Below are 19,573 nucleotides of genomic sequence, written 5' to 3'. Positions count from 1 at the left end.
GGCTATTTCTGGTTCAGAAGACGCCGAGCTTGCGGCGCTGGATCACGGTGTCGAAGATCGACAGGTAGCGCGGCGCGACCTTGCTGATGTGGAAGCGCTGGTGGGCGTCGGCTAGCGCATTTTCCCCCAGATGCTCGAAGCTGTGCGGCGCGTCGATGATTTCGGTGGCGTAGCGCACCCAGCTTGCCATGTCGTCGTATTTGCACAGTAGGCCGTTGTGGCCGTGGCGGATAACTTCGGGTACGAAGCAGCGGTCGCTGGCGATGATCTTCTTGCCGCGGAACAGCAGTTCGAACAGCCCCCAGTTGGCCGAGCCGAACTGCAGCGGGTAGAGGAACATGTCCATCGCTTCGACGTAGCTTGCGAAGTCATCGTAGCCGGCGAAGCTGACATGCTGGAAGCTCGCGCCCTCGCCCAGCGTGATGCCTTCGCGCTGCAGCACATACTGCATGAAGGATTCCGGCCGCGATTCGGCCGGGAAAGCGCTCTGCAGAAAGGCCTCCTCGTAGCTGTAGAGCACCTTCGGTGCCCCACAGAAGACGAAGCGCACTTGTGGTCGGACCTTGAGGATTTCCTTGGCGATCAGGATGAACTGCTCGAACCCCTTGGCCGAGGATAGATCACGTGCGCTGAATCCGATGTGGAAGACGTCCTCCTCCCTGGCGAAGGTCGACGGTTTGCGGGCAATGTCGAAGCCCTCCATCTGCGGCACGATGCGATCGTGCAGGCAGCGCGGGAACATCTCGCGGGCGTAGACGCTGGGCACGATCACCATGTCGCTCTTAAGCGCCTGGTGATAGCTCGTCATTTCGAACACCTTGTCGCGGAAAGTGGCGTAGTCCGGCTGCGGGTACTTCGGGTCGTGGCCGTGATGGCCGAAGGACGGGAATTCGATGTAGGTGACGATGGGAATATCGAACTCGTCGAAGAGCTGCAGCGGAAAACCGCCCGAGCCGTGGGCGACGATGAGGTCGATGCCGGTCTTCTTCAGCAGTTCGCCGATTGCCTGTTTGATGAGGAAGGAACGCTGGACCCGGGCTTCGAGATTTCTGGTGTAGAAGTAGCTGTTCGAGTTCTCGCCAGCCATGGCGAATGGCACCAGATTGGGGATCCTGTCCTTGTTGGCATTGTAGACACCGGTTGTACACAGGAACCAGGAGTGTGCCAGCCCTTCGCTGTTCAGGTATTCATGCAGGGTCTGGAACTGGCCCAGGCCTTCGTGGATGAACAGTATCCTCATCGATTTCTCATCTCTCTGGAAAAGGGCGCGGCGGCAGGCCGGAGCCTGCCGCCATCTTCCACGAACGACAGTGCGTCATTCGACAGTCGGCGTGTTTAGCAGCAACTGGCTGGCCGGGTCCGGCTGGAAGGGTGCGAACACGTCGGAGCCCGTGTCCCCGCTTCCGCTGGCAGAGCTGCCTCCGCCGGTCAGGCTGTCGTCCTGGGGCAGCACGTCGCTTGCCGACAGGGGCTGGCCGGTGGCAGCCTGGCTTTGTACGGTATCGGTCGCCGTACCGGTCACGGTTGCGGTATCGGTGATCGTTTCCGTGGCCGTCGAAAGCGTCACGGTCTCGGTCCATTGGCTGAGCGTGACGGTCTCGGTGTACTCGGTGATGGTTTCGGTGCCACCGGTGGCGGTTTCGGTCATCGCGGTGCCGCTGACGGTTTCGGTGCCGTTGGTGACGGTGTCGGTCAGGGTTGTGCCTGAGACGGTCTCGGTACCGCTGGTGATAGTCTCGGTGACGGCGGTGCCGGAGACGGTCTGCGTACCGCTGGTGACGGTTTCGGTCAGTGTGGTGCCGGAGACGGTTTCGGTGTCGTTGGTGACGGTTTCGGTCAGTGTGGTGCCGGTGACGGTCTGCGTGCCGCTGGTGACGGTTTCGGTCAGCGCGGTGCCGGAGATGGTTTCGGTGCCGCTGGTGACGGTCTCGGTGATGGTGGTGCCTGAGACGGTTTCGGTGCCGTTGGTGATGGTCTCGGTGACGGTGGTGCCGGAGGTGGTTTCGGTGCCGTTGGTGACGGTCTCGGTGACGGTGGTGCCGGTGACGGTCTGCGTGCCGTTAGTCACGGTTTCGGTCAGTGTGGTGCCTGAGACGGTTTCGGTGCCGTTGGTGACGGTCTCGGTGATGGCGGTGCCGGTGACGGTCTGCGTGCCGTTAGTCACGGTTTCGGTCAGTGTGGTGCCTGAGACGGTTTCGGTGCCGTTGGTGACGGTTTCGGTGATGGCGGTGCCGCTGACGGTTTCAGTGCCGCTGGTCACCGTGTCGGTCATGGCAGTACCGGTGATGGTCTGCGTGCCGCTGGTGACGGTTTCGGTCAGCGCGGTGCCGGAGACGGTCTCGGTGTCGGTTGTGATGGTTTCAGTCAGCATCGTGCCAGTGATGGTTTCCGTGCCGCTGGTGACGGTCTCGGTCATTGCCGTGCCCGTTTCGGTGATCGTCTGGGTGACTGCGATCTCCTGCTCGCCGCCTGCCTGGATTCCGCCGATCCTGAATCGGCCCTCAACATGTTCGATACGGAAGTTACTGAAAGGGGTTTCGGAAGTAATCGTGATGTCGTGCTCACCCTTGCCTACGGTGTAGCGCGTGGTGACACCATTGACCGTTATGTCCATCGTGCTACTCGAGCCTGTTCCCTCGATCTTCATCACCAGGGAATAAATGGCAGCAGGTTCGTCATTCACGACAACGACGATGCTCACCGCTTCGTCGTCGTTCATATGTGTATTGTCGATACCCAGCCAGCCATTGTTGGTGTTGACTTTGTGACCGTCATCGGCCCAGTACTCGATTTGCAGTCCGTCGGCCGTAGCGATGTACCCGCCTGATGGCCCGCCTGCCTGGATGTCGTGATTCTGGCTGGCGAACGGCGTGGTAGTGGTGGTGACGACGGTATCCGTGGCCGAAGTCATGGTTTCGGTCATGACGGTGCCGGAGACGGTTGCGGTGTTGCTGGTGACGGTTTCGGTCAGTGCGGTGCCGGTGACGGTCTGCGTGCCGTTGGTCACTGTGTCGGTCTGCGCTGTGCCGGAGGTGGTTTCGGTGCCGTTGGTGACGGTCTCGGTGACGGCGGTGCCGGTGACGGTCTGCGTGCCGCTGGTGACGGTTTCGGTCAGCGCTGTGCCTGAGACGGTTTCGGTGCCGTTGGTGACGGTTTCGGTGATGGCGGTGCCGCTGACGGTTTCAGTGCCGCTGGTCACCGTGTCGGTCATGGCAGTACCGGTGATGGTCTGCGTGCCGCTGGTGACGGTTTCGGTCAGCGTGGTGCCGGAGACGGTTTCGGTACCGCTGGTGACAGTCTCGGTGACGGCGGTGCCGGAGACGGTCTGCGTGCCGCTGGTGACGGTTTCGGTCAGTGCGGTGCCGGAGACGGTTTCGGTACCGTTGGTGATGGTCTCGGTGACGGCGGTGCCGGAGACGGTCTGCGTGCCGCTGGTGACGGTTTCAGTCAGTGCGGTACCGGAGACGGTTTCGGTACCGTTGGTGATGGTCTCAGTGACGGCGGTGCCGGAGACGGTCTGCGTGTTGCTGGTGACGGTGTCGGTCAGTGTGGTGCCGGAGACGGTTTCGGTACCGTTGGTGATGGTTTCGGTGACGGCGGTACCGGAGACCGTCTGCGTGCCGCTGGTGGTGGTTTCGGTCAGTGTGGTGCCGGAGACGGTTTCGGTGCCGTTGGTGACGGTCTCGGTGACGGCTGTGCCCGTCACGGTCTGCGTGACGATGCCGGTGACCGTGTCGGTGATGATGCCGGTGATGGTATCGGTGATCGGCTGAGTGACGGTATCGGTTAGCGTAACGGTATCGGTTAGCGTAATGGTGATCGTTTCGGTGACGTTTTCCGTCGGCGGCGGCACGATGGCGCTGGGAGATTCGAGGATCTCGTCGATCGTGGCGCCCAGGAAGAGCGGGGTCTCGTCCTGGGGCAGGAAGCCGAACTCGAACTCGACCGGGGTGATGCCTTCGGCAATGCGCAGCAGGCGCACGAAGCTGTTGCCGTCGCCGCTGCTGCCGCCAGCCAAGCCGGCTGCCGGAGCTTCGAGTCCGGCATCCAGATCGCCGCCCTGCTCCAGCATCTGGATCACGCGTTCGATATCGGCGCCGGCCAGTTGGGCATCCTGTGCCTGCGGGCGGGTGGTTTCGTCCATTTCGGCGCTGATGGTGACGGTCTGGTTTTCACCGATGCCGAAGAGGGAGCCATCGTTCGTTATCAGTTCGATACGGCTGCCGGCGGAGGTGATGACGGTTTCGCCTTCATGCAGCGCGTTGCCGGGTTGGAGCGGGCGCATGTTGCCATCGGTGTCGCGCGCGAAGGCGGTGCCCTGGATGGCGATGACGGTTGCGACAGGGGGAAGGGCGCTGGCCATTGGAAACCTCTTCTCGATCTGGGAACATGCCGGCCGTCAGTGCGGTCGGGCGGGATTCTGCAACGGCTTCATGCTATTGCCCGCCAGCCGCCATGGCGATTGGACGAAAGGACAGGCGAGGCAAAATTTCACGAAACCTCGGCACTCGTGCCGGAAAGACTGGCGGCTTCCCTGGCGCCGGCGCCGATGCGCAGGGCGAGCTGCAGTCGGTCGCGGACGCCGAGTTTTTCGAATGCCGCGCCGAGATGGGCCTTGATCGTGCGCTCGGTGATGCCGAGTGCGCGTGCGATTTCCTTGTTGCTCATTCCGCAGGCCACCGCGCGTGCCACTTCGAGTTCGCGCTGCGACAGCAAGTCGAGGGCGCTGTCGCCAGCGGGGGGCAGGCGTGGCTGCAAAGCGCCCAGCAGGCGGGAGATGAGATCTTCGCCGACCCACAGGCCGCCGTGTTCGATAACCGTGGCGATCTCGCGCAGTAGCGCCGGGCTTGCGAGCGCGTGGGCATAGCCGCGGGCGCCCAGTTCCAGAGCGGAGATTGCTTCCTGTTGATCGGGTTGCAGCGACAGCAGCACGACGCTGCATCCATTCTGTCCGGTCAGATCGACGATGCGGTTTCGCCAGTCCGGCAGCTCGGCGCTCAGCCAAACGAGGTCGCCGGGGCCGATGGCAAGTCCGCTGCCGGACTCGGCGATCAGTGCCCGAGGGATGGCTTCTCGCCAGCGGGCGGTCACCATCCGGTCGCCGCTAATGAAAATGTGTTGGTTCATCGTTCTGTCAGTGCGTTGGCTTTTGCCCGCAGCACGGGCTTGAGCAGATAGGAAAGGATGGTTTTCTTGCCGGTGAGGATATCCACGTCGGCCATCATGCCCGGGATGATGGGAAGGCCCTCGCCCAGCGTCGATTCGTGGGTCCGCACGCGGACGACATAGGCGGCGTTGCCTTTTTCATCGACCACGGTGTCCGCCGAAATATGCTCGACCTCGGCCTGGAGTCCGCCGTAGATGGCGAAGTCGTAGGCGGAGAACTTGACCAGCGCCTGCTGGCCGGGGCGAAGGAAGGCGATGTCGCTCGGCTTGATCCTGGCTTCGAGGATCAGCGCATCGTCGAGCGGCACGATCTCCACCACTTCCTTGCCCGGCTGGACCACGCCGCCGACGGTGTTCACCCGCAGGCGCTGCACGGTGCCGCGCACCGGCGAGCGGATGTCGGCATGCTTGACGCGGTCGGCCAGCATACGGCTGCCTTGCGACAGGCTGCTCAGCCGCGACATGGTCTCGGAGAGCTCGCCGCGCAACTGGTTGCGGACGTTCAGCTCGATCTCCTGGATCTTGCGCGTCGATTCCGTGATTGCCGACTGCACCCGCGATATCTGTGCCGCGGCCTGGTCGCGCTCGCCGCGCAGGCGGGCGACGTCGCGTTCCAGGCGCAGCAGTTCGACTTCGGAAACCGCGCCCGACGAGGCCAGCGGCTTGGTCACCTTCAGTTCCTGCTGGGCGAGGCCGAGGGCGCTGCCGGCTTGCGAATGGCGCGCCCGGACTTCGTTCAGTTCCTGTTCGCGCTGGCGCCGCTGGTCGCGGGCGATCGAAAGCTGTGCCTCCATCTCGGCCTGCGACGACTCGTAGAGCCGGCGTTCGTGGGCGACGATGTCTGCCGCTTCCTGCTCGACTTCCGCCGGCGGGGAGAACGGCGTGCCCTGGGTCAGCGCCTCGAGCCGCGCGCGCTTGGCTTCGAGCGACAGGTATTCGGCACGGTTTTCGAGCAGCGAGGACATGAAGCGGGTGGGGTCGACCTTCAGCAGCAGTTCGCCGGCTTCGACGACCTGGCCTTCGCGCACTTCGATGCTGTCGACCACGCCGCCGTCGACCGATTGCACGATCTGCAGTTGGCGCGACGGAATCACCCTGGCCTCGCCACGGGTGACTTCATCCACCTTGGCGAAGGCTGCCCAGACCAGCAACAGTACCACCGCCACTGCGGCGACGCGCAGCAGGGCGCGGGCGCGCAGCGGTTCCTGCTGCAGGCGGGCCCAGTCGGCATCGCTCGACCAGTCGAGGCTGTCGTCGCGCTCGATCGAGCTCAGCCGCGACAGCATTCCGCCGAACATCCGGCTGCCGGCATTCGCAGGGCGGCCGGAGAGCTCGCCGATGCTCTTGAAGGCGCGTTCTTCGATGGCGCCCATCACGCACCCCTTCCGATACGGCCCTGGCGCAAGGCTTCGACCACCTGCGCCTTGGGTCCGTCGGCGACGATGCGGCCGCCGTCGAGGACGATGATGCGGTCGACCAGATCGAGCAGCGAAGTGCGGTGCGTGACGATCAGCAGCGTCTTGTCGTGGGCGAATTCGGCCAGGCGGCGCTTGATCGTTTCCTCGCTCGAGTGGTCCATCGACGCGGTCGGTTCGTCGAGCAGCAGCATGGGCGGGTCGTTGATGACTGCGCGGGCGATGGCGACGCCCTGGCGCTGGCCGCCGGAGAGGGATTCGCCGCGCTCGCCGATCAGCATGTCGAAGCCGCGCGGATGCGAATTGACGAAATCGAGGATGCCGGCCGTCTCGGCGGCGCGGATGACTGCCGCATCGTCGGCCTGCGGCGCGGCGATGGTGATGTTCTCGCGCAGGGTGCCGTAGAACAGCGTGCTGTCCTGCTGCATGTAGCCGATGTGGCGGCGGAGCTCGGCGGGGTCGAGCTGGCGCTGGTCGATGCCGTCGATCAGCACTGCGCCGGCGCTGGGCCGGTACAGGCCGAGGATCAGCTTTTCCAGCGTCGTCTTGCCCGAGCCGATGCGACCGAGGATGCCGACCCGTTCGCCCGGGCGGATGCGCAGCGACACCGTGCGCAAGGACTCGGTTTCCTGGCCGGGGTAGGTGAAGCTGACGTCGCGGAATTCGATTTCGCCGCGGAAGCTGCCGCGGCTGATGAAGCTGCTGCCTTCGGGGCGTTCGACTTCACGCTTCATCATCTGGTCGAGCGATTCGAGCGCGGTGGAGGCATTGTGGTACTGGACCAGCAGGCCGGCGACCTGGCCGATCGGTGCCATCGCACGGGATGACAGCAGATAGCAGGCGATCAGGCCGCCCATCGACAGCTCGCCGCGGCCGATCAGATACACGCCGAGCACGATCATCGACACGCTGACCAGTTGCTGCACGGTCGAGGTGCCGTTGCTGACGGTGGCCGACAGCAGCCGCAGCTGCGCCGCAACCCGGGCGAGAAGCGCGGCGCTCTTTTCCCACTTGAGTTGCAGCGGCGCCTCGGCGCCGAGCGACTTGACGGTTTCGAGTCCGACCAGGCCTTCGATGAGCGTGGCGTTGCGCTGGGCGCCGGCGCGGTAGGTCAGCTCGGACAGCTCGTGCATGCGGCGCTGCACGCTCAGGGCGTAGAGCAGCACGATGGCGACGCCGGCGGCGAAGGGCAGCAGCATCGGCCACGCGATCCAGCCGATCACCGCCAGGAAGACCACGGCGAAGGGCACGTCGATGAAGGCCACCACCGTTGCCGAGCCGATGAAGTCGCGCACCGATTCGAATGCGCGCAGGTTGGCGGCGAAGGAGCCGGCCGAGGCGGGGCGCGCTTCCATGCGCATGCCGAGCACGCGCTCCATGATCAGCGCCGAGATCCTCAGGTCGGCACGGTTGCCGGCCAGGTCGACGAAATAGCCGCGCAGCGTGCGCAGCACGAGGTCGCCGACCAGTACGACGATGACGCCCGCGGCAAGCACCCACAGGGTTTCGACCGCGTTGTTGGGTACCACGCGGTCGTACACGTTCATGGTGAACAGCGGCACGCCGAGTGCGAAGACGTTGATCATGAAGGCGGCCAGCAGCACGTCCCGGTACAGCGAGCGGTTCTCGATGATCGCACCCCAGAACCAGTGTTCGCCGCGGTGGGTGCGCACGGCCGGGGTTCGCGCATCGAAATGCGCTTTCGGCCGCATGTGGATCGCGCGGCCGCTCCAGCGCGCCTGCAATTCCGGCAAGGGGAGGTCGACCACCGCTTCGCCGAGTTCGGGAAAGATCACGCGGGCATGGCTGCGATCCTCGCTCCAGCCCGTCAGCACGCAGGCGGTGTTGCCGTGCAGCAGCAGGATGGTCGGCAGCAGTGCGTCGTTGAGCCCCGCGAGCGGCTTGCACACGATGCGGCTGGTGAAGCCGGCCCGCTTGGCTGCACGCTCGAACTGCGAGGGCTTCAGGCCTTCGGCGCCGACGGGGAGGCCGGCGAGGATCGCGTCGCGCGTCGTCGTGCGGCCGTGGGCGCGTGCCACCAGCAGCAGGCAGTCGAGCAGGTCGTCGGCGGTGCCGGATGGCGTATTTGCAGCCGCTTCGATGGGTTCCGGCGGCGTCATCTCGAGTGGGAAGTCCGCTACAGATCCTTCAGCCACGAGTCAGGCAACCTTTCAGAAAGAAATGGTGAATCAGGCACGTCCGGGTACGGCTCGATGTGATGTCAGTGGCATCGGCCGGGTGTCGCCGGGAAGTGCCGGCCACACCCGGAATTCTGGCATGCAGCTGCCGTCGTGAAGCGTGACCGTGTTCCTCGATCACGCAAAGAAAGGCGCTGCCGTCACCGCGAGCCGGGCATGGTTCGATCGGGCGCGGCCGGCAGGCCGGGTCCGGTCATGCCGTCCAGTCCGAGCCCGGCCAGGGTCGAGGCTTCGCCGGGATTGCCGACGCCTTCGGCAATCACCGTCAGCCCGATGGAGTGGGCGAGCGTGCATAAGCTGTGTACCAGGGTCTGATTGCCCGGTGTGTGGTCGATGTCGCGGATGAAGGCTGCGCTGATCTTGATGTAATCGAGCCCCAGTTCGTGCAGCCCGGGGATGTGGGCAAAATCCTGTCCGGCATGCTTCAGCCCGACTTTGCAGCCGAGCGCGCTCAATGCGGTGCAGAGCATGCGGAACTCGGTCGGGTGGCGCAGCGCGGAGCTTTCCTGCACGTCCACCCACAGCCGGCGCGCGATCTGGCGATGGGCCTGCAGCGTGGCGATGAAGCTCTCGCGCATGCTGGTGTGGCCGAGCGCCTCGGTGGACAGATTGATTGACAGCCCCGGGCAGGCAGGATCCCTGGCGAGTGTTTCGCAGGCCGTGGCGAGCACCTGCGCATCGATCCGCTCGGCCTGGCCGCAGCGGGCGGCCCAGGGCAGAAATTGTCCGGCATTGAGCCAGTCGCCTGCCAGGCAGAGCCGGACCGGAGATTCGTAATGGATCACCTGCCCCGCCATGTCGAGCACCGGAAAGCGATGCAGGGCCAGGCCGCCGTGCTCCAGCGCTTTCACGATGGCCGTCCGCCAGGCATCGGCGCTGGTGTATAGCGGCGGCCGTGCGTCGGCGATCACGGTGTGGCGGGCGCCGCTCTGTTCAGCCCTGGCGAGGGCGCCATCGAGAGATGCCAGCAAGGGGCCGCGCGCTTCGCCAGCGGTGTAGTGGGCGCTCGCGGCGAAGAGCTCCGCTTCCGGCAATTGCTCGCGCACGAGCGCATGCAATTGCGCGGTCAGTGTGTCGAGCATGCCGAGGCTGTCTTCGCCTTCGCCCTGGGCCAGGAGCGCGAACTCGGATGCGTTCAGGCGGCCATGGTCGAGCCGGGCGGCGGGGAGAGGGAAGGCGCGCAGCGCGGCAGCGAGCCGAACGAGCGTTTCGTCCACCCTGGCGCGCCCGGCGTGCCGGTTCAGTTCGGCCAGGCTGGTGATCCGCAGCGCGTAGATGAAGCCGCTGGCATCGGCGTCGTGGCGCGACAGGGCGGCATCGAGCTGATTCAGGAACTGCGAGCGGTTGAACAGGCCGGTCAGCTCGTCGTGCTGGGTCTGGCGGCGCAACTGCTCCAGTCTTTGCGATTCCTGGGTCAGCATCGTGCGGATGCGTTCGGACAAGGCGTTCAGGGCGCGCACGACGCTGCGGAACTCCAGCGTGCGCGGCTCGGGAATGGTGATGAAGCGGCGGTTGCCGATGGCTTCCGCCTGCTCGACCATGCTTTCGAGCGGACGGGTGAGCCGTTTCAGCGCGAAGGTGCCGATCAGTCCGGCCAGCAGTCCGCTGCCCAGGAACCACCACAGCAACTGCTGGGTGGACGTCCACAGCGAATCGTAGGCGTAGCGGTCGTGCGTCTCGACCTGAAGCGTACCGAACTGGTGCCAGCCGTCCTGTACCTGGGCGATGCCGGCACGGGTTTCGATCGGTACCAGAGCCATGAACCAGTGTGGCGCTTTTGCCGCCTCGCCGCCGTATTCGCGTTCGACGAGCACGTCGCCGCCCGGGCCCGTCAGACGGATCAGGCGATAGTGCCCGGTGTCGAACTGGGCGGCGATCTGCAGTTCGACGGTGACGCCATCCTTGGGCATCTGCGACAGGGACAGGGCCAGCGAGGTGGCGTTGTCCATGTTCTTGAGCGCCAGTTCCTGTTGCAGGTAGTGGCGGGCCGACAAGGTGCTGACGATGAAACTGCCACCGAGCGATAGCGCGGTGACCAGGGCGATCGCGAGCCAGAGTTGCTTGATCAGGGACATGGTGCGGTGGCTCCGGAAGAAAGGGCGTTCATGGCTGTTTGCCGGGAAGGACGAGGCCTTCGGCGCGGGCGCGGTCGAGCACGTCGCGCCAGCGCGACAGCCGGGCGCCAGGGGCGGCCGACGGCTGCAGGGCGCCGGCGACCCACAGGCCATCGGCATTGAAGCTGAATACCGGGAAGAGATCGGGGCGCCGTGCGGCCGGCCGGATGTCGCGGATCAGGTTGTCGAGGATCAGCGGTTCCGCGCTTGGTTCGGGGTAGTAGCCCAGAACCATGTGGGCCTGCGATACCTGGCTGTCCGGTCCGCCGATGCGGGCGCGCACGTAGATCAGGCGGAGGCGGCTGTCGTCGATGCCGAGCAGGCGCAGCGTCATGTACTTGGCGATGGCGAAGTCCTCGCAGTCGCCGGCGGCGCGGGCCAGCGCTTCGAGCGGTGTCGCCCAGTAGTCGGCCACGCGCCATACCGCGATGTCGTCGTCGAAGCGGAGGCGCGCATTGAAGAAGGCATTCACCCGGCTGAGCTTGTCTTCGACGGAATGCCCTTCCTGCTGCAGATCGTCGAGCAGTTGCCGCCAGGCGAGGACAGCTTTCACCGCCGACTGGCCGTAGCGCTGCGCCGCGATCTGCTGCATGCGGTCGAAGCCCGGAAAGGCGGGGACTGCGCCGACAAGGGCGCTGAAGCACAGCATGCACAGCCACGCCGCGAACGCTGGCGGAGCGAGTCCTGAGCGGCGGCGGGCGGTGGCTGTGGCGGGCATGGACGGGGGAGGAGGACTGTGGGGGGCGATTATGGTGGATCGCCGCGGCAGCGGAGCCGTGGCGATGCCCTTAGTTGACCGGCGACGTTAATTAATTGGCAGATGCTTCGGGATCGGGCCATTACCATCGTTGCCGATGCTTGCTGCGGGTTCATGCGTGTGGCGTATGCGCGATGTGCGCCGGACGAGTACATGGGGAAACAAAAAGAATGCAAAGACTATATACGTTGATTTCTGCCGCGGTGCTGGCGGCGCTGCCTTCGTTGTCCGTGGCTCAGGTGCCGGAGCAGTTGCGCGATGCGGCGCGCCAGGCGGTGGTGTCGAACCCCGAAGTGCAGGCGCGCTGGAACGCCTTCAAGGCCTCGGAGGCCGAGCAGGACGCCGTCCGTGGCGCTTATCTGCCGGAAGTCGATCTGGCCGCCGGCATCGGGCGCGAAAGGCTGAAGCGGCCGGGCGAGGATGCCGAAACCTACAGCCGTCGCGGTGCGGTGCTGTCGCTCAGGCAGATGGTCTATGACGGCTTCTTCACCCGCAATCAGGTCAGGCACTTCGGCCACGCCCGGCTGGTGCGCTACCACGAACTGGTCGATGCGTCCGAAAGCGCCGCACTGGAATCCGTGCGTGCCTATGCCGACGTGCTCCGTTACCGCGAACTGGTGGCGCTGGCCAAGCAGAACTATGTCGAGCACAAGCGGGTGCACGAGCAGATTGCCGAACGCGCCAATGCGGGCGTGGGGCGGCGGGTCGACCTGGAGCAGGCAAGCGGGCGCCTGGCGCTGGCCGAGTCGAACCTGTTGACCGAAGTGTCCAACCTGCACGATGTCGGCACCCGCTACCTGCGCATCGTCGGCGCGGTGCCCGACGAGACCCTGGCCGCGCTGCCCGAGGTGCTCGGGCGCGACAAGCTGCCGGCTTCGGTGCATGAGGCGCTGCGTACCGCGTTCACCATCAACCCGGCGCTCTACGCCGCGGTGGAGAACGTGCGTGCCGGCCAGGCGATGGTCGATGCGCGCCGCGCCGCCAACCATCCGCGTCTGGACCTGCGGGCCCACCAGGCGCTGGACCGGAATCTCGACGGCGTGTCGGGCAACACCCGCGAAGGCGTGGTGGAACTCGTGTTCACCTACAACCTGTACCGGGGCGGCGCCGATCAGGCACGAATCCGCCAGGCGGCCGAAGAGCTGAACATCAGCAAGGATCTGCGCGAAAAGGCCTGCCGCGATCTGCGCCAGACGCTGTCCATCGCCTACAACGACAGCCAGCGCCTGCAGGAGCAATTGACGTATCTGGACCAGCATCAGCTGTCGATCGAGAAGGCGCGTGAAGCCTATCGGGCCCAGTTCGACATCGGCCAGCGCACGCTGCTCGACCTGCTCGACAGCGAGAACGAATACTTCCAGGCCCGGCGGGCCTACGTGAATGCCCGCTACGACCTGTCCGTGGCCCAGGCGCGCACGCTCAACGGCATGGGTAGCCTGATGAGCACGCTCGACATCGCGCGCGACGACATGCCGACACCGGCCGAACTGGGCGCCGAGGACGAGACGATCGACCCGGCTTCGATCTGCCCGCCGGATGCGCCGCTGCCGCTCGAGATCGACAAGGAAGCCTTGTTCCAGGCAGCGCTGAGGGAAGCCGGCGAGCGTTGAAGGCCTGCCGTTTCCCCTGGTCTCGCAGCCGGATTCAACGCCCCGTGAACCGGGGCGTTCTCTTGTTCAGGAAGGCGTCCAGCCCTTCGCGGTAATCGTCCGTCGCCAGGAAGTCGAACGCCTGGCGTTTCTCCGCCTCGGACAGCGGCGTGCCGCCCATCAGCCGTTTCACCCACTGCTTGTGCCAGCGCGCGACCAGCGGGGCGCCGGCGCGGATGCGCGCGGCGCAGGCTGCCGCTTCGCCGAACACCTTCCCGTCATCGACGACGCGTGACAGCAGGCCTTTCTGCAGCGCCTCGCGCGCGTCCAGGATGCGGCCCTCGAGCAGGATCTCCAGCACCACCGCCGGGCCGACCAGCGCCAGCAGGCCGGCCATCTCGCCCGGATACATCGAGAATCCCAGCCTGTTGATCGGCGCGCCGAAGCGCGACGACTCGCCGGCGATGCGGATGTCGCAGCAGCCGGCGATCTCCAGCCCTCCGCCGATGCAGGCGCCGCGGATCGCAGCCACCGTCGGCACCGCGCAATTGCGGACGGCCTCCAGCGCGCCAGCGACCAGTTCCTCGTGATAGTGCAGGGCGTCGTCCACCGTGGCGCGCACGGTCAGGAATTCCTCGATGTCGCCGCCGGCGGCGAAAGCCTCGTCGCCGGCACCGCGCAGGATGACGCAGCGTATCGACGGGTCGTTCGCCACACGTTGCATGGCCGCGGACAGGCCGCGCCACATCGCCGCATTCACCGCGTTGAGCTTGGCCGGGTTGTTCAGCGCGATGGTGGCGATGCCGTCCGCGCAATCGAGCGAGATCTTCGAGTCCATGGTATGTGCGTGCAAGCAAATAAAAATTTTCCATACGGACGTGTATGGAATCTTATGAATGATATATCATCCGCCGGATCGGGACGCCGCGTCAGACGGCCGCTCGCTGAAAGGAGGGGTGGAGGAGGCGGCGTTTCACAACGTTGCTTTTCCTTGAGGAGGGAGAAAGTGTCTAGCTCAGTCTATGCGCACATCCGGCGCAATCCGCGGTTTACGGAACTGGTGACCAAGCGGACCCGCTTCGCGGCGGTTCTTGCGGCCATCGTTCTGGTGGTGTTTTACGGTTTCATCCTGCTGGTGGCGTTCGCGCCCGAGCTGATCGGCAAGCGTCTGTTCGAAGGCAGCAACTGGACTTTCGGCATCGTCGCCGGTCTGGTGCAGTTCATCGTTTTCTGGGCCCTGACCCTGGTTTATGTCCGTCGCGCCAACGGCGAATTCGACGACATCAACAAGGAAATCGTCCAGGCTGCATGGAAGGCGGAAAAATGATGAACAAGCGATTCGTATCCCGTATCGGCGCGGCCCTGCTCGCGCTGTCCGTGCCGGCGCTCGCGCTGGCCAAGCCGGCCATCGGCGAAGTGGAGAAGCAGCCGCTGAACCTGCACGCCATCGTGATGTTCTTCGTGTTCGTGCTGCTGACGCTCGGCATCACCTACTGGGCGGCCAGCCGCACCAAGTCGGCGTCCGACTTCTATACCGCGGGCGGCGGCATCACCGGCTTCCAGAACGGCCTCGCGATCGCCGGTGACTACATGTCCGCCGCCACGCTGCTCGGCCTGATGGCGATGATGTACATGCAGGGCGTCGACGCCTACATCTACATGCTGGCCTTCTTCGTCGGCTGGCCCATCATCCTGTTCCTGATGGCCGAGCGCCTGCGCAACCTGGGCAAGTTCACCTTCGCCGACATCACCGCCTACCGCCTCAACCAGGGCAAGGTGCGGACGATGGCGGCGATCAGCTCGCTGACCGTGGTGTGCTTCTACCTGGTGGCGCAGATGGTCGGTGCCGGCCAGCTCATCAAGCTGCTGTTCGGCCTGGACTACAACATCGCGCTGTTCGTGGTCGGTATCCTGATGATGGTGTACGTCACCTTCGGCGGCATGGTGGCGACGACCTGGGTGCAGATCATCAAGGCCTGCATGCTGCTGATCGGCGGTACTGCGGTGGGTGTGCTGGCCTTCAGCCAGTTCGGCTTCTCGTTCGACGAACTGACCACCCGCGCGATGGAAGTGCATAAGCTGGGCCAGAAGCTGCTCAACCCCGGCAGCCTGCTGGCCGATCCGGTCACCTCGATCTCGCTCGGCCTGGGCCTGATGTTCGGTACCGCCGGCCTGCCGCACATCCTGATGCGCTTCTTCACCGTGACCGACGCCAAGGAGGCGCGCAAGTCGGTGCTGTACGCATCGGGCATCGTCGCCTACTTCTTCAACGTCATCGCCATCATGGGCGTGTGCGCGATCATCATCGTCGGCCAGAATCCGCAGTTCTTCGAAGGCGGCGAGATCGGCGGCAAGGTCATCGGCGGCGGCAACATGATCGCCATGCACCTGGCGCAGGCCGTCGGCGGCAACCTGCTGCTGGGCTTCCTGTCGGCCGTGGCCTTCGCCACCATCCTGGCGGTGGTGGCCGGCCTGGCGCTGGCCGGGGCGTCGGCGATCTCGCACGACATCTACGCTCGCGTCATCATGAAGGGCAAGGCCAACGAAGCGACCGAGATCAAGGTCTCCAAGTTCGCCACCATCGGCCTGGGCATCGTCGCGGTGCTGCTGGGCATGGCCTTCGAGAAGATGAACATCGCCTTCATGGTCGCGCTGGCCTTCGGCGTCGCCGCGTCGGCCAACTTCCCGGTGCTGATCCTGTCGATGTACTGGAAGGGGCTGACGACCAAGGGTGCGCTGGCCGGCGGCTATCTGGGCCTGTTCAGCGCGGTGACCTTCGTCGTGCTGTCGAAGTCGGTGTGGGTCGACGTGCTGGGCTTCGCCTCGCCGATCTTCCCCTACACCCAGCCGGCGCTGTTCTCGATGCCGCTTGCCTTCCTCGCTGCCATCCTGGTGTCGAAGATGGACGGCAGCACGGAGGCCAGGGCCGAGATCGAAGCTTTCGAAGACCAGTATGTGCGCGCCCAGACGGGCGTCGGCGCGGCCACGGCTTCGGCGCACTGATGCAGCATTCGGCGCGGGCGCTTCGCCGCTCCGCGCCGCCGATCGGAAAACCCGCCGCACAGCGATGTGCGGCGGGTTTTTGCCATCATGGCGCCGTGCGGCCGGGCTTCCGGCAGGGGCAGGATGGCGGAGTGATAAACTCCCGGGCGATCCATCCTGGTTTTGCCTTCCGGCGGGACCCCATCCCGAAGGAGCCATCGTGCTGCTCGATCAGTTGCTGCTCATCCTGCTGCTCATCGCAGTCAGTGCCTTCCTGTCCATGTCCGAGATATCGCTGGCGGCCTCGCGCAAGGTCAAGCTGCGCCTCCTGGCCGAAGGGGGCGACGCCAAGGCCCGGCAGGTGCTTGCGCTGCAGGACAGTCCGGGCAATTTCTTCACCGTGGTGCAGATCGGGCTCAACGCGGTCAGCATTCTCGGCGGCATCGTCGGCGAACAGGCGCTGTCGCCGCATGTGGAGGCGCTGCTGCGGCCGCTGTACGACGGCCCGATGCTGGGGACGCTGAGCTTCGCCGTGTCCTTCGTGTTCGTGACTTCCCTGTTCGTGCTGTTCGCCGACCTGATGCCCAAGCGGCTGGCGATGGTCAGGCCCGAGCGCATCGCCATGATCGTGGTGCGGCCGATGCTGCTGTGCGTGTGGCTGTTCGCGCCGCTGGTGTGGGTGTTCAACGGCCTGGCGGACATCTTGTTCCGCTGGCTGAAGGTGCCGGGTGCGCGCGCCGAGGACATCACTGCCGACGACATCGTCGCGATGGCCGACGCCGGTGCGCAGACCGGCGCGCTGCTGCGCCAGGAGCAGCACCTGATCAGCAACGTGTTCGAGCTCGATTCGCGCATCGTGCCCTCGGCCATGACTGCGCGCGAGAGCATCGTCTTCCTGACCCTGTCCGAATCGGAGGAGAGTATCCGGCGCAAGATCGCCGAGCACCCGCACGGCAAGTTCCCGGTGTGCGAGGCCGGCATCGACAGCGTGATCGGCTACGTCGACTCCAAGGACATCCTGCCGCGCATCGTCCAGGGCCAGGATCTGTCGCTGCGCACCCAGCCGATCGTGCGCAAGATCCTGATGCTGCCGGACACCCTGAGCCTGTTCGAGGCCCTGGAGCGCTTCCGCGACGCCAAGGAGGATTTCGCCCTGGTCATCAACGAATATGCGCTGGTGGTCGGCCTGCTGTCGCTGCAGGACGTCATGAACACCGTGATGGGCGATCTGGTCAGCCCCTTCCAGGAAGAGCTGATCGTGCGCCGCGACGATCACTCCTGGCTGATCGACGGCGTCACGCCGATCGAGGACGTCATGCAGGCGCTCGATATCGAGGTCTTCGAGGGTTTCGAGAACTACGAGACGGTGGCCGGCTTCCTGATGTACCGCCTGCGCAAGGTACCGCGCCGGACCGATTCGGTACTCTATGCGGGCTACAAATTCGAAGTCGTCGATATCGATAACTACCGCATCGACCAGGTGCTGGTGACGCGGGAGGCGGGGCCGGTCGAATGATGCCGGCGTGAGCCGTAGACGAAAAAACCGCCCCGAGAGGGCGGCTTTTGCTGCGCTGTCGCGGCCGGCTTGTCAGGCCTTCTTGCGACGCAGGGCGCCGAGGCCGATCAGACCGAGGCCCAGCAGAGCCAGCGAACCGGGTTCCGGAACGTTATTGGTCGGCGGGGTATCGTCGTAAGTGTAGGTCACCTTGGCGCCGCAACCGGCAACGGTTTCTTGCGTCACGGTAATGTTGCCGCCGCCGCCGACTTGGGTGTTGCTCACCAGGCTTTCGCACCGCAGATCAAGGGCGCCGCTGCCAATGAATGCAGCAAAGTTTGCGGCGTCAACGTTCAGGATGACCGAGTCGCTGACATCGGTTGTACCCAAGTCGTAGGTTTGACCGGCAGCGATGCTGATCTGGCCGAGCGCGTTCGAGCCCGGGATGGTGCCGGTGTTGAACAACTCGAGCGAAATGATGTCGCCGATGGAGCTGCCCGAGAAAGTCAGGAACAGTGTGCTGGTGAAGCCGAAGTTCTGGGCCTGGGCTGCGCTGTTGAGAATCGAAGCCGACGAAATGGCTTGGCCGAACAGTTCAATCGAAACCGAGTTGAGTGTGCCAAGGCTGGAGTCGAACTGGCTAAGGCCGAGATTCTGATTGATTTCAGTGGTCTGCAGCGACAGCGGAACGTCGTACGAGATCACGGCAGCGTTGGCGCCGGCAGCCAGGGTGGCGAGAGCGATGGCAAAAGCGGTTTTTTTCATGACTTTTTGGTACCTGTTCAAGTGGCTCAGGAGCGTTGATGGAAATGCCAGCTCATTCAAGCATGTACCGTGCCATGCTTTCCAAAGCATTGGAAATAAATGATTTATTTTTTGGCATGAGATTCGGATGCTCTCGGTGTAAAGAAAGCCGACATCGATTTCCGACCATGCCGGATGCGCCCGTCACGGGTGACGCTGTCTTGCCGCCTGATGCAATCCGGTTGAAGGCGGTATTTCGGCCATGCCAATGATGAGGGCTGGCGGTGCCCCGCCTAACCGCCCAGCGTTGCGATGCGCTCGGGCTGCTTCGTCCTCGCGGCCGCGATGCGTGCCACGGCCTCGCGGCCGTTGCGGATGTGGGCGCGCATCAGGGACTCGGCCGCGTCGGCGTCGCGGGCCATCAGTGCACCGAGGATGGCGCGGTGCTCGGCCAGCGATTGCTCGAGCCGCCCTTCCGAAAACAGCGAGTGATGGCGCGAGAGCTTGATGACCTTGCGCAGGTCCTCGATCACGTGCAGCAGCCAGTGATTGTCGGCGAACTCCTGGATGGCGCGGTGAAAGCACTGGTTGGCTTCGAAGAAGCCTTCGATGTCCTGGGCTGCGGCGGCGCGCTCGAGTTCCGCATGTATCGTCTCGAGCTCTTCCAGCTGCTTGTCGCTCGCGCGGGCTACGACCGTGCGCGCGCATTCCCCTTCGAGCAGGGCCATGACGGAGAACACTTCGTCCAGGTCGCGTTCGGAGATCTCGGTCACGTAGCAGCCGCGGCGCGGCTTGAGGGTCACCAGCCCCTCGGACGCGAGCACTTTCAGCGCCTCGCGCAACGGCGTGCGCGAGATGCCGTAATGCTCGGCCAGCGCCTGTTCATCCACCCAGGTGCCGGGAGGGAGTTCATGCGAGAAGATCCGTTCGCGCAGGCGTTCGGCGACTTCCTGGTAGAGGGCGAGTGGAGCGATACGGGATGCTTTCATGGGTGGAATGTGGACGGAGTGTGTTTTTACCGTGTCTTGGCCGGTTTTGGAGATGGCCATTATCGCCCTGTTGCATCGTGTTTGCGTTCATAATTATGGATAAAGTATTATTCAAGGTTTGCAA

14 protein-coding genes are annotated in these 19,573 nt (G+C 64.8%); 4 read left to right on the top strand and 10 right to left on the bottom strand.

The features are described 5' to 3' along the window. Window positions 1–13 precede the first annotated feature (13 nt). The 7 genes from ACNQFN_RS19195 to ACNQFN_RS19165 form a co-directional block, all read right to left on the bottom strand. Window positions 14–1,240 (bottom strand): glycosyltransferase, encoded by a 1,227-nt coding sequence (locus tag ACNQFN_RS19195; protein WP_418647287.1) that lies wholly within the window; start codon window positions 1,238–1,240, stop codon window positions 14–16. 75 nt (window positions 1,241–1,315) lie between these two features. Continuing rightward, on the bottom strand, window positions 1,316–4,363 hold the full coding sequence (locus ACNQFN_RS19190) for a retention module-containing protein (RefSeq protein ID WP_418647286.1): 3,048 nt from the start codon (window positions 4,361–4,363) through the stop codon (window positions 1,316–1,318). Between the two features lie 128 nt (window positions 4,364–4,491). After that, on the bottom strand, window positions 4,492–5,127 hold the full coding sequence (locus tag ACNQFN_RS19185) for a LuxR C-terminal-related transcriptional regulator (protein WP_418647285.1): 636 nt from the start codon (window positions 5,125–5,127) through the stop codon (window positions 4,492–4,494). Beyond that, complete coding sequence (locus ACNQFN_RS19180; RefSeq protein ID WP_418647284.1) at window positions 5,124–6,539, bottom strand: HlyD family type I secretion periplasmic adaptor subunit; 1,416 nt, start codon at window positions 6,537–6,539, stop codon at window positions 5,124–5,126. Before ACNQFN_RS19180 ends, ACNQFN_RS19185 begins: the two co-directional genes overlap by 4 nt. Next, on the bottom strand, window positions 6,539–8,701 hold the full coding sequence (locus ACNQFN_RS19175) for a type I secretion system permease/ATPase (RefSeq protein ID WP_418647283.1): 2,163 nt from the start codon (window positions 8,699–8,701) through the stop codon (window positions 6,539–6,541). The genes ACNQFN_RS19180 and ACNQFN_RS19175 overlap by 1 nt, the downstream gene beginning before the upstream one ends. 218 nt (window positions 8,702–8,919) lie before the next feature. Continuing rightward, complete coding sequence (locus ACNQFN_RS19170) at window positions 8,920–10,854, bottom strand: LapD/MoxY N-terminal periplasmic domain-containing protein (protein WP_068635876.1); 1,935 nt, start codon at window positions 10,852–10,854, stop codon at window positions 8,920–8,922. A 28-nt stretch (window positions 10,855–10,882) separates the two neighbouring features. Further along, on the bottom strand, window positions 10,883–11,542 hold the full coding sequence (locus tag ACNQFN_RS19165) for a transglutaminase-like cysteine peptidase (protein ID WP_169802956.1): 660 nt from the start codon (window positions 11,540–11,542) through the stop codon (window positions 10,883–10,885). 278 nt (window positions 11,543–11,820) lie between these two features. On the opposite strand from ACNQFN_RS19165, the gene ACNQFN_RS19160 reads away from it, so the two are divergent. After that, on the top strand, window positions 11,821–13,260 hold the full coding sequence (locus tag ACNQFN_RS19160; RefSeq protein WP_068635875.1) for a TolC family outer membrane protein: 1,440 nt from the start codon (window positions 11,821–11,823) through the stop codon (window positions 13,258–13,260). A 34-nt stretch (window positions 13,261–13,294) separates the two neighbouring features. Here the strand turns inward: ACNQFN_RS19160 and ACNQFN_RS19155 are convergent, their stop codons facing one another. Further along, a complete protein-coding gene (locus tag ACNQFN_RS19155) occupies window positions 13,295–14,077 on the bottom strand; it encodes an enoyl-CoA hydratase/isomerase family protein (protein WP_418647282.1) in 783 nt (260 codons plus the stop codon). A gap of 168 nt (window positions 14,078–14,245) precedes the next feature. Between ACNQFN_RS19155 and ACNQFN_RS19150 the strand changes: the two genes are divergently transcribed. The 3 genes from ACNQFN_RS19150 to ACNQFN_RS19140 all read left to right on the top strand — a co-directional run bounded on the left by ACNQFN_RS19150 (window position 14,246) and on the right by ACNQFN_RS19140 (window position 17,737). Then, window positions 14,246–14,566, top strand: coding sequence for a DUF485 domain-containing protein (locus tag ACNQFN_RS19150; RefSeq protein WP_068635873.1), 321 nt, complete (start codon window positions 14,246–14,248; stop codon window positions 14,564–14,566). Next, entirely contained in the window at window positions 14,566–16,242 is a 1,677-nt protein-coding gene (locus ACNQFN_RS19145; protein ID WP_418648938.1) for a cation acetate symporter, read from the top strand. The genes ACNQFN_RS19150 and ACNQFN_RS19145 overlap by 1 nt, the downstream gene beginning before the upstream one ends. A 202-nt stretch (window positions 16,243–16,444) precedes the next feature. Next, the gene (locus ACNQFN_RS19140) at window positions 16,445–17,737 is read left to right on the top strand and encodes a hemolysin family protein (RefSeq protein ID WP_418648937.1); all 1,293 of its coding nucleotides are present in this window, start codon (window positions 16,445–16,447) and stop codon (window positions 17,735–17,737) included. Window positions 17,738–17,809: 72 nt separating this feature from the next. Here ACNQFN_RS19140 and ACNQFN_RS19135 read toward each other — a convergent pair whose 3' ends face one another. Both ACNQFN_RS19135 and ACNQFN_RS19130 read right to left on the bottom strand, forming a co-directional pair. Then, the gene (locus tag ACNQFN_RS19135; RefSeq protein WP_068635871.1) at window positions 17,810–18,481 is read right to left on the bottom strand and encodes a choice-of-anchor E domain-containing protein; all 672 of its coding nucleotides are present in this window, start codon (window positions 18,479–18,481) and stop codon (window positions 17,810–17,812) included. Between the two features lie 272 nt (window positions 18,482–18,753). After that, window positions 18,754–19,449, bottom strand: a complete 696-nt coding sequence (locus tag ACNQFN_RS19130) for a GntR family transcriptional regulator (RefSeq protein ID WP_068635870.1) — start codon at window positions 19,447–19,449, stop codon at window positions 18,754–18,756. Window positions 19,450–19,573: the final 124 nt, after the last annotated feature.

Source organism: Thauera butanivorans (assembly GCF_048398245.1).
GTDB lineage: Bacteria > Pseudomonadota > Gammaproteobacteria > Burkholderiales > Rhodocyclaceae > Thauera > Thauera butanivorans.
The sequence above is the reverse complement of the archived record's forward strand: the minus strand, read 5'-3'. Positions and strand labels throughout refer to the sequence as shown.

What these genes read in the sequence shown, in the direction of transcription:
- ACNQFN_RS19195 (WP_418647287.1), bottom strand. Translation starts at nt 1,240, where the DNA reads ATGAGGATACTGTTCATCCACGAAGGCCTGGGCCAGTTCCAGACCCTG.
- ACNQFN_RS19190 (WP_418647286.1), bottom strand. Translation starts at nt 4,363, where the DNA reads ATGGCCAGCGCCCTTCCCCCTGTCGCAACCGTCATCGCCATCCAGGGC.
- ACNQFN_RS19185 (WP_418647285.1), bottom strand. Translation starts at nt 5,127, where the DNA reads ATGAACCAACACATTTTCATTAGCGGCGACCGGATGGTGACCGCCCGC.
- ACNQFN_RS19180 (WP_418647284.1), bottom strand. Translation starts at nt 6,539, where the DNA reads ATGGGCGCCATCGAAGAACGCGCCTTCAAGAGCATCGGCGAGCTCTCC.
- ACNQFN_RS19175 (WP_418647283.1), bottom strand. Translation starts at nt 8,701, where the DNA reads ATGACGCCGCCGGAACCCATCGAAGCGGCTGCAAATACGCCATCCGGC.
- ACNQFN_RS19170 (WP_068635876.1), bottom strand. Translation starts at nt 10,854, where the DNA reads ATGTCCCTGATCAAGCAACTCTGGCTCGCGATCGCCCTGGTCACCGCG.
- ACNQFN_RS19165 (WP_169802956.1), bottom strand. Translation starts at nt 11,542, where the DNA reads ATGCTGTGCTTCAGCGCCCTTGTCGGCGCAGTCCCCGCCTTTCCGGGC.
- ACNQFN_RS19160 (WP_068635875.1), top strand. Translation starts at nt 11,821, where the DNA reads ATGCAAAGACTATATACGTTGATTTCTGCCGCGGTGCTGGCGGCGCTG.
- ACNQFN_RS19155 (WP_418647282.1), bottom strand. Translation starts at nt 14,077, where the DNA reads ATGGACTCGAAGATCTCGCTCGATTGCGCGGACGGCATCGCCACCATC.
- ACNQFN_RS19145 (WP_418648938.1), top strand. Translation starts at nt 14,566, where the DNA reads ATGAACAAGCGATTCGTATCCCGTATCGGCGCGGCCCTGCTCGCGCTG.
- ACNQFN_RS19135 (WP_068635871.1), bottom strand. Translation starts at nt 18,481, where the DNA reads ATGAAAAAAACCGCTTTTGCCATCGCTCTCGCCACCCTGGCTGCCGGC.
- ACNQFN_RS19130 (WP_068635870.1), bottom strand. Translation starts at nt 19,449, where the DNA reads ATGAAAGCATCCCGTATCGCTCCACTCGCCCTCTACCAGGAAGTCGCC.